Below are 25,975 nucleotides of genomic sequence, written 5' to 3' on the forward strand. Positions count from 1 at the left end.
GTCTCGATCAGTAGAACTCGACCGTATCGACAATCGCGCGCAACGGTTGTCCATCGATCAGGCGCGTGGCGTTCTCGGCGAAGCGACGGGCGATCCGCTCCTCTTCCCTGCTGCTCAACGCGGCCGTGTGCGGGCTCACGAGAACGCGCGGGTGCCCCCACAGCGGCGAGTCGACGGGCAGCGGCTCGACCTCGAACACGTCGAGCGCCGCGAAACCGACCCGGCCATCGTCGAGGGCCGCGAGCAGAGCGTTCTCGTCGATGACGCTGCCGCGCCCGACGCTGGCGAGGATGACCCCCGGACGGACGGCGGCGAACATGTCCGCGCCGATGAGGTGGTGCGTCTGATCGGTCCCGGGGAGCGTCACGACGATGGCATCCACCTGCCCGACGGCCTCGGCGAGATCTTCGAGCGGCACGAGGCGGTCGACTCCCTCGACGGGCGCGCCCGAGCGGGTCGTGCCCCACACCTCGGCGCCCAGAGCCTGGAAGCGGCGAGCGCATTCGGCACCGATGCCGCCGAGCCCCACGACGAGCACGGTCATCTCGTCGATCTGGCGCATCTCCCAGCGATCGGACCAGACGCGCGCATCCTGGTCTGCCCGCAGGCGCGCGAGGCCCTTGGCCCCCGCGAGCACTCCGAACACCGCGAACTCCGCGAGCGGTCCGCCGTGCACGCCCGCACTCGTGGTGAACACGATGCGCTCGAGGGCCGTGTCGTCGAGCGCCGCGGCCTTCACCTGCCCGCCGCCACCGGCGGCCGTCGTCATGACCCACCGCAGCCCCGGGTTGGCCGTGACCGTGCGCGAGAGCGCGGCCGGCTCGACGTCGGGAATGCCGAAGAGCGCCTCGGCCGAGTCGATCATCGCCTCGAAGGCGCGCTGCTCAACGTCGGTGCGCACGTGGGCCGGGTCACCCGACCAGTCGGCGGGGCCGCGCATGGGGCGCGTGAGAGCAGCATCGCGCACCAGCTCGAGCCGCGGCTCCAGCCGCTCGATGAGTCGACAGTGCTCCTCCGCCAAAGGAACGGCGACCACCGCGCGTAGGCTCTTGTGCGCCGACATCTTCGTCCATCCCTTCGCCGCGGTCGCGGGCACCGCGAGCCGCTCGATACCTCGGTATACGTTCACCATAGTGAACCCTGTTCAACCTGTTGTCCAGTCGGTAGGATGCCGTGCATGACACCTCTCGACGACGAGACCACCCCCGCCACCGTCCGACTCGGGGTATGGGGCCTCGGGGCAATGGGGGCACCGATGGCGCACCACCTGCTCGCCGCCCGCGGCTCCCTGACCGTCCATGCGCGTCAGCGACGCCCGGCGCTCATCGAGGCCGGCGCGCAGTGGGCCGAGACGGCCCGTGACCTCGCCGTCCATACCGACGCCGTGCTCGTGATGCTGCCCGACCTTCCGCAGCTCGAGGAGCACCTCGACGGGCCCGACGGGCTGCTGACAGGCATCGGCGACCGCGATTTTCTCGTCATGATCGGCTCGACCTCGTCACCCGTGGGCGTGCGGGAGCTGTCGGACCGCCTCCCCGACGGCATCCGGGTGGTCGACTGCCCCGTCTCTGGCGGCGAGGACGGCGCGAAAGCCGGGCGACTGTCCATCATGCTCGGCGGCTCCCCCACCGACACCGACCGGGCCGCCGCGCTTCTGGCTCCGTGCGGAACGCCCGTGCGCCTCGGCCCCCTCGGCGCCGGGCAGGTGGCGAAAGCCTGCAACCAACTCGTCGTCGCCTCGACGATCCTCGCGCTCGGGGAGGCGACCGAGCTCGCCGAGCGTTCCGGCGTCGACCCCGCGACCCTGTGGGACCTTCTGGGTGGCGGGTACGCCGGATCACGCCTGCTCGAGAGCCGTCGCGAGCGCCTCGTCACGGGCGACGACTCCCCCAGTGGCATCGCGGAGTACATGGTGAAGGATCTGCGCTTCGCGGCCGACATCGCTGCGTCCACCGACACGCGGCCCGCGCTGCTGCCGGCCCTGCGAGCCGCCTTCGACGAGATCGTCGAGCGGGGCCTGGGCGGCCGCGACATCGCCGTCACCCGCCGCTTCACGGCGGAGCGCAGCTCCGCCCCCACCCACACGGACTGAGATCGGCGAGCGCCGGAGCGACCGCGAGCGACGAGCTCACCACGACCGACTCGTCCCCGGCGCGCAACGGATCCGCCGAGGCCTTACTCCGAGCTCACCGCGGAGGCCATCGCATCCCCCGCCTCGCGCACGATGAGGTGCATCGCCTGCACGGCGTCGTCGGCGCGACCGGCCGCGACGGCGAAGGCCACGTCTTGGTGCCACCGCACGGCGTGCGGGTTGGCGTCGTGCGGCATGAGCTCGTGTCGCGTCCGCCCCACCAGCACCGATTCGACGACCGCGCCGAGGGCGGCGAACATCGTGTTTCCGGATGCCGCGAGCACCGTACGGTGGAAGCGGATGTCGGCCGCGAGGTACTCGGCGCCGTCCGCGTCGTGCTCGGTGCGCGCCATCTCCATCACCGAGGCCACCAGGACCTGGCGCTGCGCGTCGGTGGCGTGGGTCGCCGCGGCACGTGCAGCGAGCGGTTCGATCGCACCGCGGAGCTCGCTGAGCTCGCGTAACTGCGCGTGCCGGCCGGGACCGGCGAGGCGCCAGGCGATGATCTCGGGCGCGTAGACGTTCCACTGCGTCGACGGAAGCACCTCGACGCCCGTCTTTCGACGCACCCGCACGAGCCCGAGCGACTGCAGCACGCGCACGGCCTCACGGCCCGCTCCGCGCGATGATCCGGGCGAGAGCTCCGCCGTGACCAGGCGCGAGCCGGCGCCCAGCTCCCCGTCGACGATCGCCGATCCCAGGCGGTCGACGAGGGCGTCGTGCAGCGTCGACACGGCGGGACGGTCCAACGTCATTTCTCGATGATGACAGACGCGATGCGCCCTGAAGGACGCATTCGTCGTGCACAACACCGCATCCTGTGGTTTTATGTACGACAAATACCCACTGCAACATCACCCGCGGCATCGCTGCCGCTCGCCGGATCAAGGACGCTCATGGCCCTCTCCCCCCACCCCTCCACGCTGGCGCTCGCCGCCGCGGAGTCCGCGACCACCGCCCCCGCCGGGCAGTTGATCACCGCCGCCCTCATCGGCATCGCCCTCATCGTGGTGCTCATCACGTGGGGCAAGCTGCACCCCTTCCTCGCCCTGACCATCGGCGGGTTCACGACGGGCGTCATCGCCGGCATGCCCATCGCCACCTCGGTGACGAGCTTCACCGGCGGCTTCGGCTCGACCATGGGCGGCGTCGGCATCCTCATCGCCCTCGGTGCGATCTTCGGCAAGCTGCTCGCCGACTCGGGCGGCGCCGACCGCATCGTCGACACCCTCGTCGCCCGCGCGACCCCGCGCTCACTCCCCTGGGTCATGGGGTTGATCGGAGCGATCATCGGCCTGCCGATGTTCTTCGAGGTCGGTCTCGTACTGCTGGTCCCCGTCATCATCCTCGTGGCCCGCCGCTCGGGCGTCTCGCTGATGAAGATCGCCATCCCGACCCTCGCGGGCCTCTCCGCGATGCACGGCCTCGTACCCCCGCACCCGGGGCCGCTCGCCGCCATCGACGCACTGGATGCCAACCTCGGCCTGACCCTCGCGTTCGGCGTGATCGTCGCGATCCCCGCGGTCATCGTCGCCGGCCCGTTGTTCGCCCCGATCGCCGCCCGCTGGGCCCCTGTCCCCGTGCCCGAGCTGTTCGTCTCGGCCGAGGAGAAGGGCGAGGAGCCCGCTCGCCGCCCGTCGTTCGCGGCGACGCTCGCGAGCATCCTCCTCCCCGTGTTCCTCATGCTGCTGAAGGCCGTTGCCGACATCGTCGCGCCCGGCTCGACCGCCGCGTGGAAGGTGGTCATCGACTTCCTCGGCCTGCCGATCATCGCGCTGCTGCTGGCCGTGCTCGTCGGCTTCGTCGTGCTCGGCCGGGGCGCCGGCTTCGACCGCGCCAAGCTGACGAGCGTCGTCGGCTCCTCGCTCGGTCCCATCGCCGGCATCCTCCTCATCGTCGGCGCGGGCGGCGGGTTCAAGCAGGTGCTGGTCGACACCGGCATCGGCAAAGTGATCGCCGATCTCGTCGCGGGCTCCAGTGTCTCCGTGCTGCTGCTGGCCTGGCTGGTCGCCGTGGTCATCCGCGTCGCGACCGGATCGGCCACCGTCGCCACGATCACCGCCGCCGGCATCCTGCAGCCGCTCACCGAGACCCTCGACGCCCCTATGACAGCGTTGCTGGTGCTCGCGATCGGCGCGGGCTCGGTGTTCCTGAGCCACGTGAACGATGCCGGCTTCTGGCTCATCAAGGAGTACTTCGGCTTGAACATCCCACAGACGCTGAAAACATGGAGCGTGCTGGAGTGCGTGATCTCGATCATGGGCCTGGCCGGCGTTCTCGCGATCAGCGTGTTCGTCTGATGGGAGAGAAAGAGAGAATCATGACGCCCCACCCCGTTCTCGTCTTCATGGGCCCCGCGGGCACCGGCAAGTCCACCGTCGCCGGCATGCTCGCCGGTCGCCTCGGCTGGGACTTCCAGGAGGGCGACGACCTGCACCCCGCCGAGAACGTCGCCAAGATGGCATCCGGACATGCCCTGAACGACGACGACCGGTGGCCCTGGCTCGATCGGGTCGCCGGCTGGATCGACGGGCAGATCGCCGCCGGTCGCCCCGGCGTCATCACGTGCTCGGCACTGAAACGCAGCTACCGCGACGTGCTGCGTCGCGACGACGTGACCTTCGTGCTGCTCATGGGCGACCCGAAGCTCGTGCTCGAACGCCTGCTGCGTCGACAGGGCCACTACATGCCGCCGTCGCTGCTGACCTCGCAGTTCGAGACCCTGGAGATCCCGGATGCCGACGAGCGCGCGATCCGCGTCGACCTCGACCTCACGCCTCAAGAGCAGGTGCGCGAGGTCATCGACCGCCTCCAGCTCACGCGGATCTCGTCCTGAAACACGTCCGGGCCGAGCCGATACAGTGGCAACGGCGGCCCGCGCGAGTCCGCCCACCCCTTCCTCGCACCTGAACACGGAGCAACGAATGACGTCGACCCCCTCCCCGACCGGACCCTCGAGCGACCAGGATCAGGCCCCGCATCGGGCTGCACAGGTGCACGAGGGTGCGCCCGGCATCGAAGAGGTGGACCGCCCCACCGCCGACGCCGACTCACGCCCCGAGGGCGACGGCGACGGCCGAGCGAACATCGGCGTCGTGGGCCTGGCCGTGATGGGCTCGAACCTCGCCCGCAACCTCGCCAGCCGCGAGGGCAACACGGTCGCGATCTTCAACCGCAGCAAGGACAAGACGGAGCACGTTCTCGAGCAGCACCCCGAGGCGAACTTCGTCGCCTCGTTCTCGTACGAGGACTTCGCCGCGTCGCTGTCGAAGCCGCGCACCGCGATCATCATGGTCAAGGCCGGCCGCCCCACCGACTTCGTCATCGACGAGCTCGTGAAGGTCTTCGAACCGGGCGACATCATCGTCGACGGCGGCAACGCGCTGTTCACCGACACCATCCGCCGCGAGAAGGCCGTGCGCGACACGGGTATCAACTTCGTCGGCATGGGCGTCTCGGGAGGGGAGGAGGGCGCCCTGCGCGGGCCCTCGATCATGCCCGGCGGCTCCGACGAGGCCTGGGCCACGCTCGGCCCGATCCTGAAGTCCATCGCCGCGGTCGCCGAGGGCGAGCCCTGCGTGACGCACGTCGGGCACGACGGTGCCGGTCACTTCGTGAAGATGGTGCACAACGGCATCGAGTACGCCGACATGCAGCTGATCGCCGAGGCCTACGACCTCATCCGCCGCGCCACGGGCAAGAGCCCGGCCGAGATCGCCGACGTGTTCGCCGAGTGGAACCGCGGCGAACTCGAGTCGTACCTCATCGAGATCACCGCCGAAGTACTGCGCCAGACCGACGCCGACACGGGCAAGCCCCTCGTCGACGTCATTCTCGACCAGGCCGGCGCCAAGGGTACCGGCGCGTGGACCGTGCAGACGGCCCTCGACCTGGGCGTCCCCGTCTCGGGCATCGCCGAGGCCACCTTCGCGCGGTCGCTGTCCAGCCACCCCGAGCAGCGCGAGGTCTCGCGCGAGCTCCCCGGCCCCTCCGGCACCGACGTGCTGTCGGGCGAGGACGCCGACGCGTTCATCGAGCAGGTGCGCCTGGCCCTCTACGCCTCGAAGATCGTCGCGTACTCGCAGGGCTTCGACGAGATCCGCGCCGGCGCCGCCCAGTACGACTGGAGCATCGACCTGGGCGCGGTGTCGAAGATCTGGCGCGGCGGGTGCATCATCCGCGCGCAGTTCCTCAACCGCATCGCCGAGGCCTACGACGCCGAAGCCACCCTCCCCGTGCTGCTGACCGCCCCGTACTTCGTCGAGGCGCTCGGCCGGGCGCAGGACGCATGGCGCCACATCGTCTCGCTGTCGGCGGCGAGCGGCATCCCCGCTCCCGCGTTCAGCTCGTCGCTGGCCTACTACGACGGCCTTCGTGCCGAGCGTCTGCCCGCGGCCCTCATCCAGGGCCAGCGCGACTTCTTCGGTGCGCACACCTACCGACGCATCGACAAGGAGGGCACGTTCCACACCCTCTGGTCGGGCGACCGCACCGAGATCGAAGCAGAAGACACCCACTGAGAGTCATCGTGACGAAGCGGCGACGGGCCTGGCTCGTCGCCGCTTCGTGCGTCTACGCATTCGGGGTGTGGTGGATGACGCTGCGTCCCTCGATCTACGACGCCGAGGTCGGCGGCATCCTGAGCCGCCTGCTCGACGTCTTGCATTCCTCGCCCGCGACGGCGTGGATCACCTTCGACGTGATCGAATCGGTCTCCAACGTCGCGATGTTCGTGCCGCTCGGCCTGCTCGTGATCCTCTGGCGCGGGCGGTGGTGGCACGGCATCCTGATCGGGACCGTCGCGAGCTCGGCGATCGAGCTGACCCAGCTGTTCTTCCTGCCCACGCGCGTCGCGGACGTCCGCGACGTCGTCGCGAACACCCTGGGAGCCGCGATCGGAGTCGGTATAGGGCTCGTTCTCAGCCGTCGGATCTCCGGTTCCCAGGATTCCCATAAGGCTCGCCATAGAAAGCTCATAGATACGAGAGCACAATGAGTTCCATGACCGCGACCGCCGCCGCCCCCACCTTCACCCGCCCCGACGGGAGCGCCCTCCGCGTCCTCGTCGTCGACGACGAGCAGATGCTCACCGATCTGCTGTCCATGGCCCTGCGCATGGAGGGCTGGGACGTCAAGACCGCCGGATCGGGCTTCGACGCCCTGCAGTCCGCGCGCGACTTCGAGCCGGATGCCATGGTGCTCGACATCATGATGCCCGACCTCGACGGCATGGCGGTGCTGCAGCGCCTGCGCCACTCGGGCAACGAGGTGCCGGTGCTCTTCCTCACGGCGAAGGACGCCGTGGCCGATCGCGTCGCAGGCCTCACCGCGGGCGGCGACGACTACGTCACGAAGCCCTTCAGCCTCGAGGAGGTCGTGGCGCGCCTGCGCGGACTGATGCGTCGCGCGGGCACCGCCCTGACGCGCGACTCGGAACCCATCCTGCGCGTCGGCGACCTCTCGCTGAACGAGGACAGCCACGAGGTCATCCGCGGCGGCAAGGAGATCGAGCTGACCGCGACCGAGTTCGAGCTGCTGCGTTTCCTCATGCGCAACCAGCGTCGTGTGGTGTCGAAGGCGCAGATCCTCGACCGCGTCTGGAACTACGACTTCGGGGGCCGCTCGAGCGTCGTCGAGCTGTACATCTCGTACCTGCGCAAGAAGATCGACGCCGGAAACGACCCGCTCATCCACACCGTGCGCGGTGTGGGATACATGATCAAAGCCCCTCAGTGAGTATCCCGCCGAGACCTGCACCCCCCGTTCCTCCCCCATCCGAGGTAGGGCAGACCGACGCCTCCGCCGACGACGACCCCGGCACACCGGAGCCGAAACCGAAGCGGGAGCCCCTGTCGAAGAGGCTCCGTCGACCTTGGACACTACAAGCACGCCTGATGACGGCCGTCATCGGCATGGTGGCGTTCATCCTGGTGATGATCGGCATCTCGACCAGCGCGATCCTCAGCCAGGTGCTCTACGTGAACCTCGGCGCTCAGGTCGACGAAGCGGCCGCCTCGATCCAGCCGCGGGCGGCGTTCCAGAATTCGGCGGAGCAGGTCTTGGAGTCGGGGTTCTTCGATTCCGGCACGCTCCTCGTCATGAACTCGCGGGGTACCGGGATCACCGGGGCCGTCGTCGGCGACAACGGGGCGCGCGCTCTCACCACCGACGACCTCGGCCGGATCGCCGACAGCCTGCAGGCCGCAGCCGACTCGAACGCTCAGACGGTCGACCTGCCGAACCTCGGCGAGTACCTCGTCCGGACGTTCCAGACGCCCGGGAGCGACAGCATCTTCCTGGTCGGGCTCCCCTTGTCGAGCGTCACCAGCACGATCGGTGCCATCCTCACCACCGTTGCGCTGGTGACCACGGGCGGCCTGCTGCTCCTCGCCGTCATCATCGCGATCGTCATCCGTCTCGGGCTCCGTCCCCTGCGAGCCGTCGCCGAGACCGCGACCCGCGTGGCCTCCCTGCGCATGGACCAGGGTGACGTCTCGATCACCGAGCGCGTCCCCTCCGACCAGGTCGACGATCACACCGAGATCGGACAGGTGGGCACCGCGCTCAACACCCTGCTCGACCGCGTCGACGCCTCGCTCAGCGCGCGCCAGCGCAACGAAGAGCTCATGCGCCGGTTCGTGGCCGACGCCAGCCATGAACTGCGAACCCCCTTGGCATCCATTCGCGGGTTCTCGGAACTGTCGCTGCGCGCCATGCGCCAGGCACAGGACGACGAGAGCCGTCAGCGCATCGCCCTGGCCGTCGAGACCACCGAACAGTCGCTCGAACGCATTCAGGCGCAGTCGCTGCGCATGACCACGCTCGTCGAGGACCTGCTGCTCCTCGCTCGCCTCGACGAGGGACAGGAGCTCGTCTACGGCTCGGTCGACCTCACGCGCCTCGCCGTCGAAGCGGTGGGCGATGCACGCCCCGCCGGCCCCGACCATTCGTGGACGATCGACGTCCCCGACACCCCCGTCGAACTCGCCGGAGACGCCTCGCGCCTGCACCAAGTGGTGGCGAACCTGCTCGCCAACGCCCGCACGCACACGCCAGCGGGCAGCGAAGTGAACGTGTCGGTGGCGCACGAGGGCGCCGAGGCCGTGTTGCGCGTGCACGACAACGGCCCCGGCATCGACCCGTCGGTCGCCTCCCAGCTGTTCGAGCGATTCGCCCGCGCCGACCGTTCCCGCGACCGCAAGACCGGCGGCACGGGCCTCGGCCTCTCGATCGCGCGCGCCATCGTCGACGCCCACCGCGGCACGATCACCGTGAAGAGCACCCCCGGCGATACGACGTTCGAGGTGCGGCTCCCCGCGAAGCCCGCCGATCCGGTGTGACGTCCCGGATGCCGGAGGTCAGGAGCAGCGTTCCCTGACCGCCGCGCGCGCAGCCTCGGTGTCGGGGCCGGGGGCGACCTCGACGTCGGGAACGAGGGGGCCGTCGTAGACCCGGCCGGTGCGGTCGACGTCGTAGGTCGTGGTGAGGATGAGGCGCGCGCCGTCACGGAGTTCCCTCGCCTCGTTGCCGGTCGTCAACCCCGCCGTCGGTTTTCCGACTCGGACGGCGTCGGCCTGTCCGGCGAACGCGATCGCCACGATCTCGGCAGCGCTCGCGGTCACCCCCGACGTCAGCAGCGCCACCGGAGCGTCGATGGCGAACCCTCCGGCGGAAGCAGTGTCGTCTCCCCCGGGCGTCGAGACGACGCCACCGTCGTCGACGTGCGCCCACTGCACGACCTCGCCGCGCTTCAGCCCGACGACATCTCCGTCATCGAGCAGCGGCGCCGCCACGGCGAGCATGGGCCAGGCGTTTCCTCCGCCGTTCGCGCGAAGGTCGACGATCCACCCGCAGTCCGTCGAAGCCGCGGCAGCGCGCATTGCCTCACGACCCGAGGATGCGTACCGTTCCACCGCCTCGGGCTCCTCACCCTGGAACCCGGGCAGCGTGAGGACGCTGATTCCGTCGCGCGTCGACACGGTCGGCACGGGGAAGGATGCTCCCGGCGCGTTCTGTTCGGCGATGGAGGAGACGTCCGCGGGCGTCATCAGCCACGAGTGCACCCCGCCCGCCACCGCGGCCAGTTCACTCAGCCCGTGGTAAGTCGCTGCGATCGTCGCCTTCGCCTTCAGCTCGGGCTCGGCCCGAGCCACGGCATCCCGGAATTCGTCCGTGTCGGCGTAGATCCCATCTCTCATCTCGGCGATGGCCGCATCGACATAGGTCGCGACCCCGTTTCCGCCGCCATCGGCGGAGCATCCGCTGAGGGCGAGCGTCGCGGCGAGGAGGAGGACGCGAGCGGCCCGCCCCCGGTTCACGGCCACAGGGGACGGACGGATGCCGCGAGGGCGCGAATCCGCCCCGCGTCGAGAACGACCCGGGATTCGGCGACCCCGAACGCCGGCCACTGCACCACGATCTCGAGCGGTCCCTCGGGCGGCAGGGGATGAAGCCAGAGCCCGTCGTGCATCACGTACTCGTCACCGCCGCCGTTGCCTCCGCCACCGGTCGGACGGACGGTATGGGGCGCCGGTCCTTCGTCTGACGAGTCCTGATCCATCCGCATTCCGAAGGCCTCGTCGACAAGCAGATGCTGACCATCGCCGAGAGCGAGTCCCCACCGCAATCGATCGGGTGACCGCTCCCCCATGTGGAAATGCCCGTTGAAATCCATCTGGGCGAGCTGCCACTCTCGAGCATCCCGCGCGCCCCGGCGCAAATGCCGGTCGAGGAGGATCTCGATCCCGTCGGAGTACACCCGGGCGCCCATGAGGGCGATCACCACGTCGTCTCCTCGCCCGACGACCTCGGAGGCAGGAAAGAGTACCGGCACCTCGTCGCGAGGAGGCTCGAACGAGGGCTGCCGCTCATGACGCTGATCGAACGGGTTCTCGTGATCGCCGGACGGCTCGACGGGAAAGAAGGAGAACGACATCCCCCCACCCTTCCGGGTCGAACTCCGTCCCGCCACCCTTGATTCAGTACCCGGCGAATGCGTCCGTGGTCAGTGACTTCGCCTTCGCGAGCGCGGGAGCGAGCGCCGAGATGAGCCGCGGCGGACCGGAGACGTACGCGGAGCGCTGGGCGATGTCGGGGACCGTGCGGAAGAGGCCCTCGGCATCCACGCGATCGGGTCCGGCCCATACCCAGCCCGTCGGGAGATCGAGCGGCTCATCGCGCGAGAAGACCACGACGGGGATGCCGCTGGCGGCGATCTCGTCACGGAAGGCCAGCTCCGCGGCCTCTGACACCACATAGACGAGAACCACGTCGCGGTCCTGGCCTGTCGCGACCAGGTGGCGCAGCTGCGACACGAAGGGCGTCACCCCGATGCCGGCCGCAACCAGGAGCACGGGCGAGGTCGGCCGCGACGGGAGGACGAAGTCGCCCCAGACGCCCGTGACCGCAAGCGTCGAGCCGGGTTCGACCGCGGCCAGCGCCCGCTTATAGGAGGACTGAGAGCCGTCCTTGAAGGCGATACGCACCTCGGGCAGGTCCTCAGGAGCCGAGACGATCGAGAACTCGCGGCGCGTGCCGCGAGCATCGGGGCGGCGGTGCGGCACGTCGAGCTCGAGGTACTGCCCGGGATGGAACGAGAAAGGGCGGGCGGCGTGGAACGAGAGCTCGCGCACCGTGGGCGTCACGTCGCGGCGTCGCGCGACCCGCAGACGGACGGCCGCGCGCAGGCAGAACAGGAACGCGAGCAGGTTGCCCACGAGCAGGGCCCGCTCCTGGCCGAGGGTGATCTCGCCCAGCGGCAGCGGCCATCCCGCGAGGACGCCGACGAGGATCGCGACGACGTACTGCTGCACACGGCGCGGAGGCAGGGTCAGCGGCTCCGACAGCATGAAGGCGCCGAGGAAGAGGAACGGCGACGAGAACGCCACCTGCAGCAGCACGCTCGGCACGTCGACCGGGAAGCCCGCGGCCTGGAACTGCACGCTCGTGCGGAGGAAGGCCACGGCCATCGCGACGACCCAGAAGACCACCACGATCGGCAGCTTGTCGGTGCGCAACAACAGCAGAATGCCGAGCACCAGGACCGGGGCCGCGAGCCACGGCGAGCCGACCCACCACGCCGACGACCCCAGGTCGGGCGCCCAGATGCTCACGATCGTCAGCACCGTCGCGCCGGTGGCCGCGGGATTGAAGATGTGCCGACCGCGCCACACGAGCAGGTACTTCGACGCGGATGCCACGACCCCGGCCAGAGCGAGACCGGCCAGGCCCACCGGTTCCACCGTGGGACGCAGGACGAACAGCAGGATCCCGGCGGTGATCAGCGAGGACTCCAGGCGGCGCGGCATCCGGAGCAGGCTCTGCGCCACCAGATCGGTGAGCGCGCACGCGGCGGCGAGCACCACCGCGCTCGAGACGATCGCGAGGGGCTGCGGCACCACCAGTCCCGCGAACGACAGGACGAGCGAGATGACGGCGAGGAGACCGAGCGACGCCATGACGAGCCGGTACATCGAGACGCGTCCGATGAGGCCGAGGACCCGGGTCGAACCGGCGGTGAGCGTGGTGCTCATGAGGGGAACCCTTCAGAGGAGTCGAGGCGGGGGGATGAATCAGGGTGAAGAGAAGATCTCGCCCGAGAAGCCGGGCGACCACTCGACGCGGCCGTCGGTGCGCATGCGCACCCAGTGAGCGTTCCAGGATGCCGCAAGCTCCGGGCCGCCGTCGAAGAACAGCGCCGTAGCGAGAGCGTCGGCGCGCATCGCGGTCTCGGCGAGAGCCCAGGTCGCCGCGTAGGCCCGCACGGGGGCGCCCGTGCGCGCATCGAGCACGTGGTGGAGGCCGTCTCCCCACGCGCGGCGGTTGATCGCCGAGGCGCAGAGCGCTCCGTCGGTCACGGTGACGACGCCGATGGCGAGCGTCGGATCGAAGGGGTGCTCGAGGCCGACGCGAACCGGGGTTCCGCGCGCGGCGAGATCGCCCGACGCGTCGACGACCACGTCGCCGTCGACGAACCGGCGCACGACGTCGAGCACGAGGTCGACCAGTCGCCCCTTGCCGAGGGCCCCGACGTCGATGGTCACGCGCGTCGCGACGCTCACGCGTTCGGCGTCCCAGGTGAGGACGTCGTGCCACGACGGGGCCGGTTGCGGGTCTCCCCCGGGCGCGAGGGTCAGCCGCGCGTCGTAGCCGAGACGCGCGAGCGCGTCACCGACCAGCGGGTTCACCGCGCCGGAGGTCGCCGCGTCGAGTTCGCGATACAGCGAAAACATGGCATCCGCGTCGTCCGGGACCGGGACGGATGCCGCGCGCCCCTCGGAGAGCGCCGACACGAGCGAATCGTCGCGAAATCGCGACCACTCCCGGTCGAAGCGTTCGACGACGGACGAGACCGCGTCGCGGGCGACCGAGGACAGCGGGTGCGCCGTCTCGATCGCCCACGACGTGCCGATCGCATCGAAGGCCCAGGTCGAGCCCGTCGCGATCGGAGTGCTCATGGCCGTCAGGCCTTGGCCTCGGACTTGATGGTGTCGACGGCCTTGTTGAAGCCGCCGCTCGTGAGCGAGGAGCCTGCGACCTTGCTGACCGAGATCTCGTCGAGCTTCTTGCCCACGACCTCGCTCTGGATGCCGCCGATGAACTCGCCCTGATAGCGCTTGGACTCCGCGGCCTGCGGATCGCCGGTCACCTGGACCGCGGTGACGGTGTCGCCGGCGATCGTGAGGGTGACGTCGATGGTCTCGACGCTCTCGGGGGTGGCGTACTGGCCCGTGGCCTCGTACTCGCCGTCCTTGTAGGAACCCGAGCCGGCGGCGGCACCCGAGGTACTGGTGGGCGCCGAGCTCGCGGCCGGGGCGGCGGTGTCGGCGGGGGCGGCGTCGCTGCTCGTCGCGCCGCCCGCGCACCCGGCGAGGGTGGCGATGCCGGCAACGCCCAGCAGGGCGGTGCCGATGCGGACGGGACGGGGTACGGCTGTGGTGCGGATCATGAGGGTCCTCCTTCGGTCGTGCCTCGCGGCGCGTACGTGCTCACGGTAGGGACACGACCTTGGCCGTCCCCCGGTTCATTCTTTTGTGCCGGCTATGTGTGGCCGGCGATCCGAGGGGGACGACGGTCGGCATCGCCCCGGACCGCCAGGCGGCCTTCGCGGACGATGCGCCCTGCCCGCGGCATCCGGAACCGGCGTGTCCACCCCCGCTGCACGACGGTGCGGACCGAGAACGACTCAGCCACCTCCCGAGAGGAGATGGCTGAGTGTCGAGGAAGGGACCGGTTACGCGTCGCCGCCGAACATGCTCGTGACCGAGCCGTCCTCGAAGACCTCACGGATCGCGCGGGCCAGGAGCGGCGCGATCGGCAGCACGGTGAGACGCTCAAACCGGCGGTCGGCCCCGATCGGGATGGTGTCGGTGACCACGACCTCGTCGATCGCGGGGTCCTGCAGGCGCTCGGTCGCGGGGTCGCTGAAGATCGGGTGCGTCGCGGCGACGATGACCTTGCGGGCACCGCTGGCCTTGAGGGCCTGCGCGGCCTTCTGAATCGTGCCGCCCGTGTCGATCATGTCGTCGACGAGGAGGCAGGTGCGCCCCTGCACGTCACCGACGATCTCGTGCACCGAGACCTGGTTGGCGACCTTGGGGTCACGACGCTTGTGGATGATCGCCAGCGGGGCACCGAGGCTGTCGGACCAGGTGTCGGCGACGCGCACGCGCCCCATGTCGGGAGAGACCACGGTGAGAGTCTCGCGGTCTTCGCCGGTCAGCCCCTGCTCGAAGTGCTCGAGAAGGACGGGCTTGGCGAAGAGGTGGTCGACGGGGCCGTCGAAGAAGCCCTGGATCTGCGCGGCGTGGAGGTCGACGCTCATGATGCGGTCGGCGCCGGCGGTCTTGAGCAGATCGGCGACGAGGCGGGCGCTGATGGGCTCGCGCCCGCGGCCCTTCTTGTCTTGACGCGAGTACGGGAAGTACGGCGCGACGACCGTGATGCGCTTGGCCGAGGCCCTCTTGAGGGCGTCGAGCATGATGAGCAGCTCCATCAGCCACTCATTGACCGGGGGGCCGAACGACTGCACCACGAACACGTCGCAGCCGCGGATCGAGACCTCGAAGCGGGTGTAGATCTCGCCCGAGGCGAAGGTGCGGTGCTCGGTGGGGGCGAGCTCGGTGCCGAGGTGCTCGGCGACCTGCTTCGCGAGTTCGGGGTGCGAGCGACCGGAGGCGACGACGAGCCGCTTCTTGGTCTTGGCGACGAGCCCGGGGGCGATGCCGTTGTCGCGGTCGAGGTCTACACGATTCTTCTTACGAGCCATCGGCCGCTTCCTGTTCAGCCCGAGCCCGCGCGGCCACGTCGGCCGCCCTGGTGCCCGGTCGGTTCTTCTCGACCCACCCCTCGACGTTGCGCTGGGGTGCCACGCTGAGCGCCAGTGCACCGGCCGGGACGTCCTTACGGATCACCGCTCCGGCGCCCGTCTTGGCGCCCGCTCCAATCGTAACCGGCGCGACGAAGACGTTGTGCGATCCGCTGTGCACCTCGTCGCCGATCACCGTGCGGTGCTTGGCGATGTCGTCGTAGTTGGCGGTGATCGCGCCGGCGCCGAGGTTGACGCCGCGGCCGATCTCGGTGTCGCCGATGTACGAGAGATGCGGCACCTTGCTGCCCTCTCCGATCGAGGAGTTCTTCACCTCGACGAAGGTGCCGACCTTGCCGTTCACGCCCACCCGCGCATTGGCGCGGAGGTAGGCGAACGGACCGACCGTGGCGCCCGCCTCGACGACGGCCAGGGTGCCGTCGGTGCGGGTGACCGTGGCGTTCTCGCCCACCTCGCAGTCGATGAGGCTCGTGTCGGGGCCGATCGTGGCACCCGAGGCGATGACGGTCGCTCCGCGCACGTGCGTGTTGGGGAGGATCGTGACATCGGGGGCGAGGGTCGCGGTGACGTCGATCCAGGTCGTGGCGGGATCGACGACGGTGACGCCCTCGAGCTGCCAGCGACGCACCGTGCGGGCGTTGAGGGTGCGTCCGGCCTCGGACAGCTGGACGCGATCGTTGACGCCGAGCGCTGCCGAGGCGTCGGGGGTGACGGATGCCGCAACCCCCAGCCGCGCGTCACGGAGCAGACCGACCACGTCGGTGAGGTACTTCTCGCCCTGGGCGTTCGAGGTGCCCACCTGTGCGAGCTGGGCGCGCAGGGGCGCCGCCTGGAACACGTAGACCCCGACGTTGATCTCGGTCACCGCGGCCTCGTCGGCCGTGGCGTCTTTCTGTTCGACGATGCGGCGTACGCCGTCGGTCTCGTCGCGGAGGATGCGGCCGTACCCGAAGGGTTGATCGACGCGGGCGCTCAGCAGGGTGACCGCGGTACCGCCCGTGCGGTGCGTCGCGAGGAGCTCGGTGAGCGTGCCGGTCTCGAGAAGCGGCACGTCGGCACTGAGCACGAGCACATCGCCCTCGAAGCCGTCGAGGGCGTCGAGGGCGACCTCGACCGCGCGGCCGGTGCCCGGCACCTCGTCCTGATCGACGATCACGACGCCGGGCGCGAGTTCCGACACGGTCTCGGCGACGAGCTCGCGCTCGTGGCGCACGACGACGACGATGCGAGCCGGGTCGAGGGATGCCGCGGTGTCGAGCACATGACCGACCAGCGGACGACCGCCGACAGGGTGCAGCACCTTGGGGGTGCGGGAGCGCATGCGCGTTCCCTGACCCGCAGCGAGGACGACGACGGCCAACTCGGTCGGTGATGTCATGCTCCGCCGCCAGGATTCGAACCTAGACCTAACAGCTCCAAAGGCTGTCGTGCTGCCGTTACACCACGGCGGACCGTGCCCGCGGGCACCGGTCAAGTCTGCCAGACCCGAGCGCCGCGCGTTCCGCCCGCGGCGCGCGCCGACGGTGGGCCGGGTACTCGACATAATGAGTTCGTGGCCCGGGACAGCGACGAAGTCGACCGCATCGTCGATGCGTGGATGCGACAGCGCCCCGATCTGGACTTCTCGCCCCTCGAGGTGCTCTCGCGTGTCGCTCGCCTCTCGCGACACCTCGACATCGCCCGCAAAGAGGCGTTCCGCCGCAGCGACATCGAGTCGTGGGAGTGGGACGTGCTCTCGGCCCTTCGGCGCGCGGGCGAGCCCTACCAGCTCAGCCCGAAGCAGCTTCTGCAGCAGACGCTGGTGTCCAGCGGCACCATGACGAACCGCATCGACCGGCTGGTCGCGCGCCGTTTCGTGCGCCGTGAGGCCGACCCCGGCGACGGACGGAGCATCCTGGTGACCCTGACCGACGACGGACGAGTACGGGTGGATGCCGCGATCACCCGTCTCGTCGACGCTGAGGCCCTCCTGCTCGAGGGCCTCTCGCGCGGCGACCGCGACCGCCTCGCGACGTTGCTGCGCAAGTTGAGTCTGGGATTCGACGCGTGAGCGCGCCGGTGGAATCTCGCTCTCGCTGGGCCCGCGTGCGGGCGTGGTTCGGCGTGCGCTTCCGCTCCCCCGCGGCGATCTACGGCCTGATCGTCTTCGCGGCCTTCGTCTCGATCGCCGACGATCACGCCGAGGACGTGTGGGAGGTGCTCTGGAGCGCCTCGGTGTCTCTCGTGGTGTTCTTCATCGCGCACGTGTTCGCCCACACCCTCACCGAGCACGCCGACCACGGCCTGCGTCGCGCGACCCGCGAGGGAATGCGCCATGGCGCCGGCATGCTCTACGCCTCGGTGCCGTCGATCCTGGTCCTCGTGTGGGCCGGCCTCACCGGCGTGTCGGTGGACGATGCTTTCGAGGCCTGCATGTGGGCGACCTTCGCGGTGCTCGCGCTGCTGGGCTACGGCGCGTACGCCCGGCGGAAGGCGGCGATCGCCGTTCGCCTGCTCGGCGCGTTCGCCACCGCCTGCCTCGGCATCTTCATCGTCGCGCTCGAATACGGCATCCACTGACGGCACCCCTCGACGACGTCCCATGACCGGGCGCGAGCGCCCCGGCACCCTCGGCACGACGCGGCAGGAACGGCGATCAGTCCCGAGCGACCGCCCGGCGACGGGCGCGGCTGCGCAGGACGAAGCCGGCGACGACAGCCAGGAGGGCCCCGAGTCCCGCAACGCCCGCGACCTGCGCCCCCGTGACGGCGAGGTCCGACCCGCCCGCGGCGACGGGGACCGGGGTCGTCGAGGCCGAGGCGCGCGGAGTGGCCGTGACGGTGGCCGCCGGGTCGGGGCCGACCGACGCCGAGGCGCTCGGCGACGGCGCGGCGGTGGTCGGGGCCGTCGTCGGAGTCGGACGGGGCTGACCCGGAACAGACCAGCCCGCTGCGGTGAGGGTCACGGGAACACTGACCACCGAGACGACCGACGAGGGGATCCCGGACGAGAGCGCGAGGCACTCGAGGCTGAGGGTCGCCGCGGTCGTTCCCGAGGGGACCGCGGCACTGAACGACGACCCCATGGGGACGCTGACGGCCGCTCCCCCGTTCACGGGCACGGTCGCCGACACCACGACGGTGCTGCCCCCGGCCGCCACCGTCAGGCGCGCGCCGTCGCGCGTGCCGGCGGGGCAGCCGTCGGCGAAGTCCGCGGTGGCGAACGACGGGTAGGCGGCGGCGTCACCCGAGGAGACGGCCGCGCCGCCGGCATCCCGCAGCACGAGGGGGCTCGCCGCGGAGGCGGCCAGGGTACCGAGCGGAACGAGACCCGCGACGAGCACCGCGGCGGCGACGGGAAGGAGACGGGTGGGCACGGGCGTGGACGACATGGCTGCTCTCGATCGGGTGGTGAGGACGAACGGACTGTGCCCCACGGTTCGGTCTACCGGGTGAACGGGTGACGACGTGAACATCACCCGGCGGCCACCCGCCATTCACCCGCGGACCCTACGTTCCCGGCGACCCCTCTCACGAAAGTGTCCGATGCCCACTCACACCCCTTCCGGCTTCTCCCGCCGTACCTTCCTCGCCGCGGCGGCCGCCGCCGTCACCACGGCATCCGCGGCGTCGTCGTTCGGCCCCGCCGCCTCTTCGATCGCGACCGCCGCGACCCCCGCCGCCGTCACTGACCCGAAGGCCCTGCGCTGGCTGGTCTTCGACCACCACGTGCACTCGGTCTACTCGCACGACGCGAAGTATGCGATGACGACGATCCTCGACCAGGCCCAGCGTTTCGGAGTGGATGCCATCGCTTTCACGGAACACAGCAACGTCGGTCACGCGAACGTCGGCGGTGTCTTCAACGCCGCCCGCGAGATCGAGGCGGCGCGGACGGCGCGCCCCGACCTGCTCGTGTTCCAGGGACTGGAGTGGTACATCCCCGCCGCCGAGCACGGGACGGTCCTCGTCGCACCCGGCCCCCGGGTCACCGAGGTGCTGCGCCGGTTCGAACTCGACTACGACGGCAAGCTGAACAAGTGGGAGAAGCCCCGGCCCAACACCAGCGACGCCGCGGACTGGCTGAAACACGCCGTCGACGGCATCTCATGGCTCGGCCAGCAGCGGAGGGCGGGAACGGTCGCCGACGTGCTGGTGCTCGCCAATCACCCCAGCCGCCTCGGCATCGACTCCCCCGGCGAACTCCGCGCGTGGCAGGACGCCGACCCCGACGTCTTCGTCGGCTTCGAGGGCGCACCGGGCGCGCAGGCCTCGGGTCTCGCCGCGAACACCACCGACCGCTCTCAGCGCGGCGAGTACGAGAACGCGCGCAGCGACTACTCCTACCCCGGGTTCCCCAGCGAGGCCTACCGGGCGCACGGCGGGTTCGACTGGATGACGGCCGTCGTCGGCGGCATGTGGGACGCCCTGCTCAGTGAGGGCCGGCGCTGGTGGATCACCACGAACAGCGACCTGCACCTGAAGAACTTCGACACCACCCGCGTGGGCGATTTCCCCACCGGCTCCGGCTGGGACAGCGGAGCGACCCTCGCGAACTTCAATCGCGCGGGCCGCCGCCCCGACCCCGTGTCGACCGCGGCGCCGCAGGGCGGCAGCGACCTCTGGCCGGGCGAGTTCAGCCGCACGCACGTCGGCGCCGTCGACAAGACGCACACGGCGGTCCTCGACGCCGTGCGCGCGGGGCGCATGTGGGTCGACCACGGCCACCTCGTCGCCGGCCTGTCGGTGACCCTGCGGGCGGTCGACGACACCGCCAACAGCGCCACCCTCGGCGGAACGCTGCGCGTGCCGGTGGGGACGAAGATCGAGATCGTCATCGACGTCGAACCGACCGCGCAGCGCAACTCCGCCGGCATCCTGCCCCGTCTGGCCCACCTCGATGTGATCCGCGGCGAGATCACCGGCGCGGTGAGCGACCGCGACGCAATGGTCGCCCCGCGCACCCGCGTCATCGAGTTGCGTGACGTGAGCGATCGCAGTGGCTCGCCCTTCCAGATCGTGATCCCGGTGGGAACGTCCGACGTCGACGGCTACGTGCGCGTGCGCGGCTCCGACGGCAAGGTGCACGGCACCGGCCCCCGCGGCGCCGAGGTCGACCCGCGGGCACCTCAGCCCCACTCGGCCGGGCAGGGAAACCCCTGGCTCGACACGTGGCTCTACACGAACCCGATCTTCGTGGCGGTGCGCTGATCTCACGCCGAACGGCGTCAGAGGAGGAGATCCGGGCAGCGGAGGACGCTTGAGGTGCGAAACGTCCTCCGCTCCGCGATCCTCCTCCGCTCCTCGGCGCTCGCCCGGGGAGAGCTCAGCCGATGCTCTCGATGAGCTCGAACCAGGTCATCTCGAGCTCGTCGCGCTCGGCCTCGAGCGCGGAGATGCGCTGCATCTCTGTTCCGAGCCCCGCGTAGTCGGCCTGATCGTGATCGGCGAGCGCCGCCTTGGCCTTGTCGATCTGCTGCTGCAGCTTCTCGATGCGCCGCTCGGTGGCCGAGGCCTCCTTCTGCGCGGCGCGCAGCTCGGCCCCCTGCAGGCCCGGCGTCGCAGCGGCGCCGCTCGTCGCCGCGGGCCGCGAGGGCTCGGCATCCTGGATCGCCCGTAGACGCAGGTACTCGTCGACGCCCCCGGGGAGGTGCCGGAGCTTCGCGTCGAGGATCGCGTACTGCTGGTCGGTGACGCGCTCGAGGAAGTACCGGTCGTGCGAGACGACGATGAGGGTGCCCGACCACGAGTCGAGCAGGTCTTCCATGGCCGCGAGCATGTCGGTGTCGAGATCGTTGGTGGGCTCGTCGAGGATCAGCACGTTGGGCTGGTCCAGCAGCACCAGCAGCAGCTGCAGGCGCCGCTTCTGCCCGCCGGAGAGGTCTTTCACCGGGGTCGAGAGCTGCGCGCTCGAGAACCCGAGGCGCTCGAGGAGCTCGCCGGGGGTGAGCTCTTTCGCCTTCGACCCCGTGCCGAACGAGTACGTCGTGCGCAGTCCCGAGATCACCACGCGGACGGGGTCGTTCAGATGCTGCTCGAGCTCGTCGAGACGCTGGGTGAGGGTGGCGACCTTCACCGTCTTGCCGCGCTTGACGCGGCCGCTGGTGGGCTCGAGCGAGCCGGTCACCAGGTTCAGCAGGGTCGACTTGCCCGCGCCGTTCACGCCCAGGATGCCGGTGCGCTCCCCCGGCGCGATGCGCCACTCGACGTCCTTAAGCACCGTCTTGTCGCCGTAGGCCACACCCGCGTCGAGCAGATCGACGACGTCCTTGCCCAGGCGCGAGACCGCCAGGGACTGCAGAGCGACCTTGTCGCGGATCTCGGGAACGTCGGCGATGAGTTCGTTGGCCGCATCGATGCGGAACTTCGGCTTCGACGTGCGCGCCGGGGCCCCGCGGCGCAGCCACGCGAGCTCTTTGCGAGCCAGGTTCTGACGACGTTGTTCGATGGATGCCGCCTGACGGTCACGCTCCACGCGCTGCAGGATGTACGCCGCATAGCCGCCCTCGAAGGGCTCGACGAGACGGTCGTGCACCTCCCACGTGGCGGTGCAGATCTCGTCGAGGAACCACCGGTCGTGCGTGACGACGAGAAGGCCGCCCGCGGAAGGCGCCCACCGCTTCTTGAGGTGCCCCGCGAGCCAGGTGATGGCCTCGACGTCGAGGTGGTTGGTGGGCTCGTCGAGGAACAGCACGTCCCAATCGCCCGAGAGCAGCTTCGCCAACGCCACACGACGGCGCTGACCGCCCGACAGGTCGCCGAGACGCGCGTCCCACGACAGATCGCCCAGCAGCCCCGCGATCACATCACGCGTACGCGCGTCACCGGCCCACTCGTGCTCGGGGCGATCGCCGACGACCGCGTGGCCGATCGTGTCGTCATCGTCGAGGGTGTCCTGTTGATCGAGCACACCCACGGTGACACCGCCGCGGACCGTCACGCGCCCACGATCGGGCTCGCGGATGCCGGCGAGCATGCCGAGCAGACTCGATTTGCCGTCGCCGTTGCGGCCGACGATGCCGATCCGGTCGCCTTCGTTCACCCCGAGAGAGACGGAGTCGAAGACGACCTTGGTCGGGTATTCCAGGTGCAGGGCTTCGCCCCCGAGCAGGTGTGCCATATCCGTCCCAGGCTACGCGCTGCCCGGGGTGTGCCCGCGCGCCGGGGTGCCGGCATCCGGGATCTCCTGCTTCCCGTCGCCCATCTGGCGCGCTACGGACGAGACGATCGCAGACGCACCCCGGATGCCGGCACCCGGGGCCGCGGTCGGAACGACGACGGGGCCGCCCGGCGAACCGGACGACCCCGCGTGACGTGACGGCTCAGAAGCCGTTGGCCGAGAGCCACTCCTTGGCGATGTCGGCGGACGACTTCTGGTCGACGGTCGACTCGACGTTCATCGCGACGAGAGCGTCCTCCGTGAGGGCGGCGCTGACCTTGTTCAGCACGTCCGAGACCTCGGAAGCGACCTTCGAGTTGACCACCGGCACGACGTTCGACGCCAGGAACAGGCCCTTGGGATCGGTCAGCGTGACCAGGTTGTCGGTCTTGATGCGGGGGTCGGCCGTGTAGACGTTGGCGACCTGGACGGTGCCGGCGACGAGGTCGTCGACCGTGGTCTCACCGGTGGGCGAGAACTGGACGGTGACGCCGTAGGTCGACTGCAGACCGGTGGGTCCGTAGGGACGCTCGGCGAGTTCGGCGTTGCCGCCGAGGGTCACACCCGACGTCACCTTCGCGAGGTCGGCGATCGAGGTGAGGCCGTTCGCGTCGGCGAAGGCCTTCGTCACGGTGTACGAGTCCTGGTCGGTGGCCTGCGACTGGTCGAGGACCTCGAGGCCCTCGGGGAGGGCGGCCGGCAGAGCCGCGTACACGTCGTCGGAGGTGCGCGCGGTGGTGTCCTTCTCGAAGAACTGCAGCAGATTGCCGGTGTACTCGGGGAAGACCGAGACGGTGCCGTCCTCGAGCAGCGGGATGTACGCGTCGCGCTGACCGATCTGGAACTGGCGCTTGACGTTCTTGCCGGCACCCTCGAGCGCCTGCGCGTAGATCTCGGCGATGATCTCGTTCGAGTAGTAGGCCTGCGAGCCGACCACGATGGTGTCGCTCGAGGCGCTGGCGTCGCCACCGCCGTTGCTGAGGGGATCGCTGGAACCGCCGCCGCAACCGGCGAGGGCGAGCGAGGCGACCGCGAGGCCGGCGAACAGGCCGAGGCCCTTCTTGGTTCGTGCTGTGAACATGGGTGCTCTCTTTTCTGGTGATTCGGGAATCGAGTGTGGGTCAGGGGGTCGCCGGAGGCGCGGTCGGTGCTCCCACGGCGAGGGCTTCGGCGCGACGCTGACGGGAGGAGCGCCGCTGCGGCTGCGCGGAGCCGGCGGCACGGATGCCACGGGGCACGACGAGATGCTGGAGCAGGGCGAAGAGCCCATCGATGACGAGCGCGAGGACGGCGACGAGGATCGCCCCGCCGATGAGGATGTCGAACCGGCGGAGCGGGATCGCGGCGATGATGTACTGTCCGAGCCCGCCGAGGCCGATGTACGCGGCGATCGTGACGGTGGCGAGCACCTGCAGGGTGGCGGCGCGGATGCCGCCGACCAGCAGCGGCAGGCCGAGCGGCACTTCGATGCGCCACAGGATCTGCGACTCGGTCATGCCCATCGACCGGCCCGCGTCGATCACGCGGCGGTCGATGGCCTCGAAGCCGGTGTACGCACCGGCGAGCAGGGAGGGAATCGCCAGGACCACGAACGAGATGATCGCGGCCTCGGGCTTGTGCAGGACACCGAGAAGCAGCGTCAGAAGGATCAAGAGGCCGAAGGACGGGATCGCGCGAGCGGCGCCCGAGATCGCGACAGCGGTCTCGCGCCCCTTGCCGGTGTGGCCGATGTACCAGCCCAGCGGGATGGCGATCGCCCCCGCGATGACCACGGCGATCAGCGTATACAGCATCTGCACGCCGATGGCCACGGGGATGGAATCGAACTGGCCCGGGTCGCCCGAGAAGATCCAGGCGATCGCGTCGCCCACGAGGTTCATGCCTTCACCAGCGTTCGGTTGGCCTGACGCGAGACGGTCTTCGTGCCGCGCGTCCAGGGCATGAGCAGACGGCCCGCGATCACGAGCAGCAGGTCGATGACCAGCGCGAGCACCACGACGGCGACCACGCCCGCGAAGACCTCGGGGATGATGCGCCGCTGGAGCCCGTTGGTGAACAGGTAGCCGATGTTCTGGATGCCGACGAGGATGCCGACCGTGGCCAGCGCGATCGTGCTGGCCGAGGCGACGCGCAGGCCCGCGAGCACGACGGGGCCGGCCAGCGGGAACTCCACCGCCCAGAAGCGACGGAAGGAGCCGTAGCCGATGGCCGTGGAGGCCTGGCGCACGCCGGCATCCACCGAATCGAGACCGTCGGCCACCGCGCGCACGAGGATTGCGACCGCGTAGATCGCGAGGGCGACGATCAGATTCGTCTCGCTGACGATGCTGTACCAGCCGGTGACGACGGGCACGAGGATCAGCAGGGCGAGGGAGGGGATCGTGTAGAGCAGCCCGGTGATGGTGATGACACCGCTGCGCACGAGTCGGTATCGCCACGCGACCCAGCCCAGCGGGACGCTCAAGACGAAGCCCGCGATCAGCGCGATGATGCTCTGGCGCAGGTGCACCAGGGTGAGTTCCCCGATCAGGTCGAGGTTGTTGCCGACCCAGTTCACGGGTGGGAATCCTCCACGAGCGCACCCTGTGTGCGGCCCTCGGCATCCACGACGACCGTTCCGGTCGCCGTCTGCTTCAGGTGCAGGGCACGCTTGCCCTTGACCGCGCCGATGAAGCTCGCGACGAAGTCGCTCGCGGGGTTCTCGACGATCTCGCTGGGGGTTCCGACCTGCGCGATCTTCGCGCCCTTCTCGAGGATGACGACCTGGTCTCCGAGCAGGAACGCCTCGTCGATGTCGTGCGTGACGAAGACGATGGTCTTGCCGATCTCGCTCTGCAGACGGAGGAGCTCCTGCTGCAGTTCGTCGCGGACGATCGGGTCGACGGCACCGAAGGGCTCGTCCATGAGAAGGATGTTGGGGTCGGCGGCGAGACCGCGCGCGACGCCCACGCGCTGCTGCTGCCCGCCGGAGAGCTGGCTGGGGTATCGGTCGGCCATCGCCGCGTCGAGACCCACCGTCTTCATCAGCTCGAGCGCCCGGGCGCGGGCCGTCTTGCGGTTCTGCGCCTGCAGCACCGGCACGGTGGCGATGTTGTCGGCCACCGTGAAATGCGGCAGCAGCCCCGAATTCTGCATCACGTAGCCGATGCTCCGGCGAAGCTGCACCGCGGGCTTGCCGCCGATGTCGGCACCGTCGATGCTGATGGTGCCGGACGACGGCTCGACCATGCGGTTGATCATGCGCAGCAGCGTCGTCTTGCCGCAGCCGGACGAGCCCACGAAGACGGTCGTCTTGCGCGAGGGGATGACGAGATGGAAGTCGTCGACGGCACGTGTGCCGTCGGGGAAGACCTTGGAGACGGCCGAGAACTCGATCATGC

25 protein-coding genes and 1 tRNA gene are annotated in these 25,975 nt (G+C 70.1%); 10 read left to right on the plus strand and 16 right to left on the minus strand.

The genetic code is table 11. The features are described from left to right. Positions 1 to 7 precede the first annotated feature (7 nt). A complete protein-coding gene (locus tag NE358_RS10695; RefSeq protein ID WP_499317786.1) occupies positions 8 to 1,132 on the minus strand; it encodes a D-2-hydroxyacid dehydrogenase in 1,125 nt (374 codons plus the stop codon). A 45-nt stretch (positions 1,133 to 1,177) separates the two neighbouring features. On the opposite strand from NE358_RS10695, the gene NE358_RS10700 reads away from it, so the two are divergent. Continuing rightward, complete coding sequence (locus NE358_RS10700) at positions 1,178 to 2,092, plus strand: NAD(P)-dependent oxidoreductase (RefSeq protein ID WP_289938341.1); 915 nt, start codon at positions 1,178 to 1,180, stop codon at positions 2,090 to 2,092. A gap of 83 nt (positions 2,093 to 2,175) precedes the next feature. Here the strand turns inward: NE358_RS10700 and NE358_RS10705 are convergent, their stop codons facing one another. Then, entirely contained in the window at positions 2,176 to 2,886 is a 711-nt protein-coding gene (locus NE358_RS10705) for a FadR/GntR family transcriptional regulator (RefSeq protein WP_289938342.1), read from the minus strand. A 141-nt stretch (positions 2,887 to 3,027) separates the two neighbouring features. Between NE358_RS10705 and NE358_RS10710 the strand changes: the two genes are divergently transcribed. From NE358_RS10710 to NE358_RS10735, 6 genes are all read left to right on the plus strand, one after another. Then, positions 3,028 to 4,431: a GntP family permease gene (locus NE358_RS10710; protein WP_116238932.1), complete on the plus strand. Its 1,404-nt coding sequence runs from the start codon at positions 3,028 to 3,030 to the stop codon at positions 4,429 to 4,431. Between the two features lie 20 nt (positions 4,432 to 4,451). Next, the gene (locus NE358_RS10715) at positions 4,452 to 4,967 is read left to right on the plus strand and encodes a gluconokinase (protein WP_289938344.1); all 516 of its coding nucleotides are present in this window, start codon (positions 4,452 to 4,454) and stop codon (positions 4,965 to 4,967) included. Positions 4,968 to 5,055: 88 nt separating this feature from the next. Continuing rightward, positions 5,056 to 6,651: an NADP-dependent phosphogluconate dehydrogenase gene (gene gnd / locus NE358_RS10720; protein ID WP_289938345.1), complete on the plus strand. Its 1,596-nt coding sequence runs from the start codon at positions 5,056 to 5,058 to the stop codon at positions 6,649 to 6,651. Between the two features lie 8 nt (positions 6,652 to 6,659). Then, entirely contained in the window at positions 6,660 to 7,127 is a 468-nt protein-coding gene (locus tag NE358_RS10725; protein WP_289938347.1) for a VanZ family protein, read from the plus strand. Positions 7,128 to 7,132: 5 nt separating this feature from the next. After that, positions 7,133 to 7,867, plus strand: a complete 735-nt coding sequence (locus NE358_RS10730) for a response regulator transcription factor (protein WP_103206474.1) — start codon at positions 7,133 to 7,135, stop codon at positions 7,865 to 7,867. Positions 7,868 to 8,025: 158 nt separating this feature from the next. Continuing rightward, the gene (locus NE358_RS10735; protein ID WP_103206385.1) at positions 8,026 to 9,471 is read left to right on the plus strand and encodes a sensor histidine kinase; all 1,446 of its coding nucleotides are present in this window, start codon (positions 8,026 to 8,028) and stop codon (positions 9,469 to 9,471) included. Between the two features lie 18 nt (positions 9,472 to 9,489). On the opposite strand, the gene NE358_RS10740 is transcribed toward NE358_RS10735, so the two are convergent. From NE358_RS10740 to NE358_RS10775, 8 genes are all read right to left on the minus strand, one after another. Then, positions 9,490 to 10,449, minus strand: coding sequence for a S41 family peptidase (locus NE358_RS10740; protein ID WP_499317790.1), 960 nt, complete (start codon positions 10,447 to 10,449; stop codon positions 9,490 to 9,492). Beyond that, positions 10,446 to 11,066, minus strand: coding sequence for a hypothetical protein (locus NE358_RS10745; protein ID WP_289938355.1), 621 nt, complete (start codon positions 11,064 to 11,066; stop codon positions 10,446 to 10,448). Before NE358_RS10745 ends, NE358_RS10740 begins: the two co-directional genes overlap by 4 nt. A gap of 43 nt (positions 11,067 to 11,109) precedes the next feature. Further along, on the minus strand, positions 11,110 to 12,663 hold the full coding sequence (locus tag NE358_RS10750; RefSeq protein WP_289938358.1) for an FAD-dependent oxidoreductase: 1,554 nt from the start codon (positions 12,661 to 12,663) through the stop codon (positions 11,110 to 11,112). Positions 12,664 to 12,702: 39 nt separating this feature from the next. Then, positions 12,703 to 13,587 (minus strand): FAD:protein FMN transferase, encoded by an 885-nt coding sequence (locus NE358_RS10755; protein ID WP_289938360.1) that lies wholly within the window; start codon positions 13,585 to 13,587, stop codon positions 12,703 to 12,705. Positions 13,588 to 13,592: 5 nt separating this feature from the next. Continuing rightward, complete coding sequence (locus NE358_RS10760; protein WP_103206380.1) at positions 13,593 to 14,078, minus strand: FMN-binding protein; 486 nt, start codon at positions 14,076 to 14,078, stop codon at positions 13,593 to 13,595. A gap of 285 nt (positions 14,079 to 14,363) precedes the next feature. Continuing rightward, positions 14,364 to 15,398 carry a ribose-phosphate diphosphokinase gene (locus tag NE358_RS10765; RefSeq protein WP_103206379.1) on the minus strand — a complete coding sequence of 345 codons (1,035 nt, stop codon included), beginning with the start codon at positions 15,396 to 15,398 and terminating at the stop codon, positions 14,364 to 14,366. Beyond that, positions 15,388 to 16,836, minus strand: a complete 1,449-nt coding sequence (gene glmU / locus NE358_RS10770; protein ID WP_289938370.1) for a bifunctional UDP-N-acetylglucosamine diphosphorylase/glucosamine-1-phosphate N-acetyltransferase GlmU — start codon at positions 16,834 to 16,836, stop codon at positions 15,388 to 15,390. The genes NE358_RS10765 and glmU overlap by 11 nt, the downstream gene beginning before the upstream one ends. 1 nt (position 16,837) lies before the next feature. Further along, positions 16,838 to 16,909, minus strand: a tRNA-Gln gene (locus tag NE358_RS10775). A 101-nt stretch (positions 16,910 to 17,010) separates the two neighbouring features. Here NE358_RS10775 and NE358_RS10780 point away from each other — a divergent pair. Together NE358_RS10780 and NE358_RS10785 are read left to right on the plus strand one after the other, a co-directional pair. After that, positions 17,011 to 17,508, plus strand: a complete 498-nt coding sequence (locus NE358_RS10780) for a MarR family winged helix-turn-helix transcriptional regulator (RefSeq protein ID WP_103206377.1) — start codon at positions 17,011 to 17,013, stop codon at positions 17,506 to 17,508. Positions 17,509 to 17,516: 8 nt separating this feature from the next. Then, positions 17,517 to 18,017, plus strand: a complete 501-nt coding sequence (locus NE358_RS10785; protein ID WP_116238940.1) for a hypothetical protein — start codon at positions 17,517 to 17,519, stop codon at positions 18,015 to 18,017. Positions 18,018 to 18,093: 76 nt separating this feature from the next. Here NE358_RS10785 and NE358_RS10790 read toward each other — a convergent pair whose 3' ends face one another. Continuing rightward, complete coding sequence (locus tag NE358_RS10790; protein WP_289938375.1) at positions 18,094 to 18,828, minus strand: hypothetical protein; 735 nt, start codon at positions 18,826 to 18,828, stop codon at positions 18,094 to 18,096. Between the two features lie 154 nt (positions 18,829 to 18,982). Here NE358_RS10790 and NE358_RS10795 point away from each other — a divergent pair, with 154 nt between their 5' ends. Further along, positions 18,983 to 20,647 carry a PHP domain-containing protein gene (locus NE358_RS10795; protein WP_289938378.1) on the plus strand — a complete coding sequence of 555 codons (1,665 nt, stop codon included), beginning with the start codon at positions 18,983 to 18,985 and terminating at the stop codon, positions 20,645 to 20,647. Between the two features lie 115 nt (positions 20,648 to 20,762). Here the strand turns inward: NE358_RS10795 and NE358_RS10800 are convergent, their stop codons facing one another. From NE358_RS10800 to NE358_RS10820, 5 genes are all read right to left on the minus strand, one after another. Then, a complete protein-coding gene (locus tag NE358_RS10800) occupies positions 20,763 to 22,556 on the minus strand; it encodes an ABC-F family ATP-binding cassette domain-containing protein (RefSeq protein WP_289938379.1) in 1,794 nt (597 codons plus the stop codon). 202 nt (positions 22,557 to 22,758) lie between these two features. Further along, complete coding sequence (locus NE358_RS10805) at positions 22,759 to 23,676, minus strand: ABC transporter substrate-binding protein (protein ID WP_103206371.1); 918 nt, start codon at positions 23,674 to 23,676, stop codon at positions 22,759 to 22,761. A 40-nt stretch (positions 23,677 to 23,716) separates the two neighbouring features. After that, complete coding sequence (locus tag NE358_RS10810; RefSeq protein WP_103206370.1) at positions 23,717 to 24,475, minus strand: ABC transporter permease; 759 nt, start codon at positions 24,473 to 24,475, stop codon at positions 23,717 to 23,719. Then, on the minus strand, positions 24,472 to 25,152 hold the full coding sequence (locus NE358_RS10815) for an ABC transporter permease (protein ID WP_103206369.1): 681 nt from the start codon (positions 25,150 to 25,152) through the stop codon (positions 24,472 to 24,474). Before NE358_RS10815 ends, NE358_RS10810 begins: the two co-directional genes overlap by 4 nt. Then, positions 25,149 to 25,973, minus strand: a complete 825-nt coding sequence (locus tag NE358_RS10820) for an ABC transporter ATP-binding protein (protein ID WP_289938385.1) — start codon at positions 25,971 to 25,973, stop codon at positions 25,149 to 25,151. The genes NE358_RS10815 and NE358_RS10820 overlap by 4 nt, the downstream gene beginning before the upstream one ends. Positions 25,974 to 25,975 lie beyond the last annotated feature (2 nt).

This window comes from Sphingomonas sp. G5 (assembly GCF_052660795.1).

Coding starts and splice junctions, on each gene's coding strand:
- NE358_RS10760 (WP_103206380.1), bottom strand. CDS start 14,078: ATGATCCGCACCACAGCCGTACCCCGTCCCGTCCGCATCGGCACCGCC.
- NE358_RS10790 (WP_289938375.1), bottom strand. CDS start 18,828: ATGTCGTCCACGCCCGTGCCCACCCGTCTCCTTCCCGTCGCCGCCGCG.
- NE358_RS10715 (WP_289938344.1), top strand. CDS start 4,452: ATGACGCCCCACCCCGTTCTCGTCTTCATGGGCCCCGCGGGCACCGGC.
- NE358_RS10735 (WP_103206385.1), top strand. CDS start 8,026: ATGACGGCCGTCATCGGCATGGTGGCGTTCATCCTGGTGATGATCGGC.
- NE358_RS10795 (WP_289938378.1), top strand. CDS start 18,983: ATGCCCACTCACACCCCTTCCGGCTTCTCCCGCCGTACCTTCCTCGCC.
- NE358_RS10800 (WP_289938379.1), bottom strand. CDS start 22,556: ATGGCACACCTGCTCGGGGGCGAAGCCCTGCACCTGGAATACCCGACC.
- NE358_RS10750 (WP_289938358.1), bottom strand. CDS start 12,663: ATGAGCACCACGCTCACCGCCGGTTCGACCCGGGTCCTCGGCCTCATC.
- NE358_RS10745 (WP_289938355.1), bottom strand. CDS start 11,066: ATGTCGTTCTCCTTCTTTCCCGTCGAGCCGTCCGGCGATCACGAGAAC.
- NE358_RS10730 (WP_103206474.1), top strand. CDS start 7,133: ATGACCGCGACCGCCGCCGCCCCCACCTTCACCCGCCCCGACGGGAGC.
- NE358_RS10710 (WP_116238932.1), top strand. CDS start 3,028: ATGGCCCTCTCCCCCCACCCCTCCACGCTGGCGCTCGCCGCCGCGGAG.
- NE358_RS10700 (WP_289938341.1), top strand. CDS start 1,178: ATGACACCTCTCGACGACGAGACCACCCCCGCCACCGTCCGACTCGGG.
- glmU (WP_289938370.1), bottom strand. CDS start 16,836: ATGACATCACCGACCGAGTTGGCCGTCGTCGTCCTCGCTGCGGGTCAG.
- NE358_RS10810 (WP_103206370.1), bottom strand. CDS start 24,475: ATGAACCTCGTGGGCGACGCGATCGCCTGGATCTTCTCGGGCGACCCG.
- NE358_RS10820 (WP_289938385.1), bottom strand. CDS start 25,973: ATGATCGAGTTCTCGGCCGTCTCCAAGGTCTTCCCCGACGGCACACGT.
- gnd (WP_289938345.1), top strand. CDS start 5,056: ATGACGTCGACCCCCTCCCCGACCGGACCCTCGAGCGACCAGGATCAG.
- NE358_RS10755 (WP_289938360.1), bottom strand. CDS start 13,587: ATGAGCACTCCGATCGCGACGGGCTCGACCTGGGCCTTCGATGCGATC.
- NE358_RS10705 (WP_289938342.1), bottom strand. CDS start 2,886: ATGACGTTGGACCGTCCCGCCGTGTCGACGCTGCACGACGCCCTCGTC.
- NE358_RS10805 (WP_103206371.1), bottom strand. CDS start 23,676: ATGTTCACAGCACGAACCAAGAAGGGCCTCGGCCTGTTCGCCGGCCTC.
- NE358_RS10695 (WP_499317786.1), bottom strand. CDS start 1,132: ATGGTGAACGTATACCGAGGTATCGAGCGGCTCGCGGTGCCCGCGACC.
- NE358_RS10765 (WP_103206379.1), bottom strand. CDS start 15,398: ATGGCTCGTAAGAAGAATCGTGTAGACCTCGACCGCGACAACGGCATC.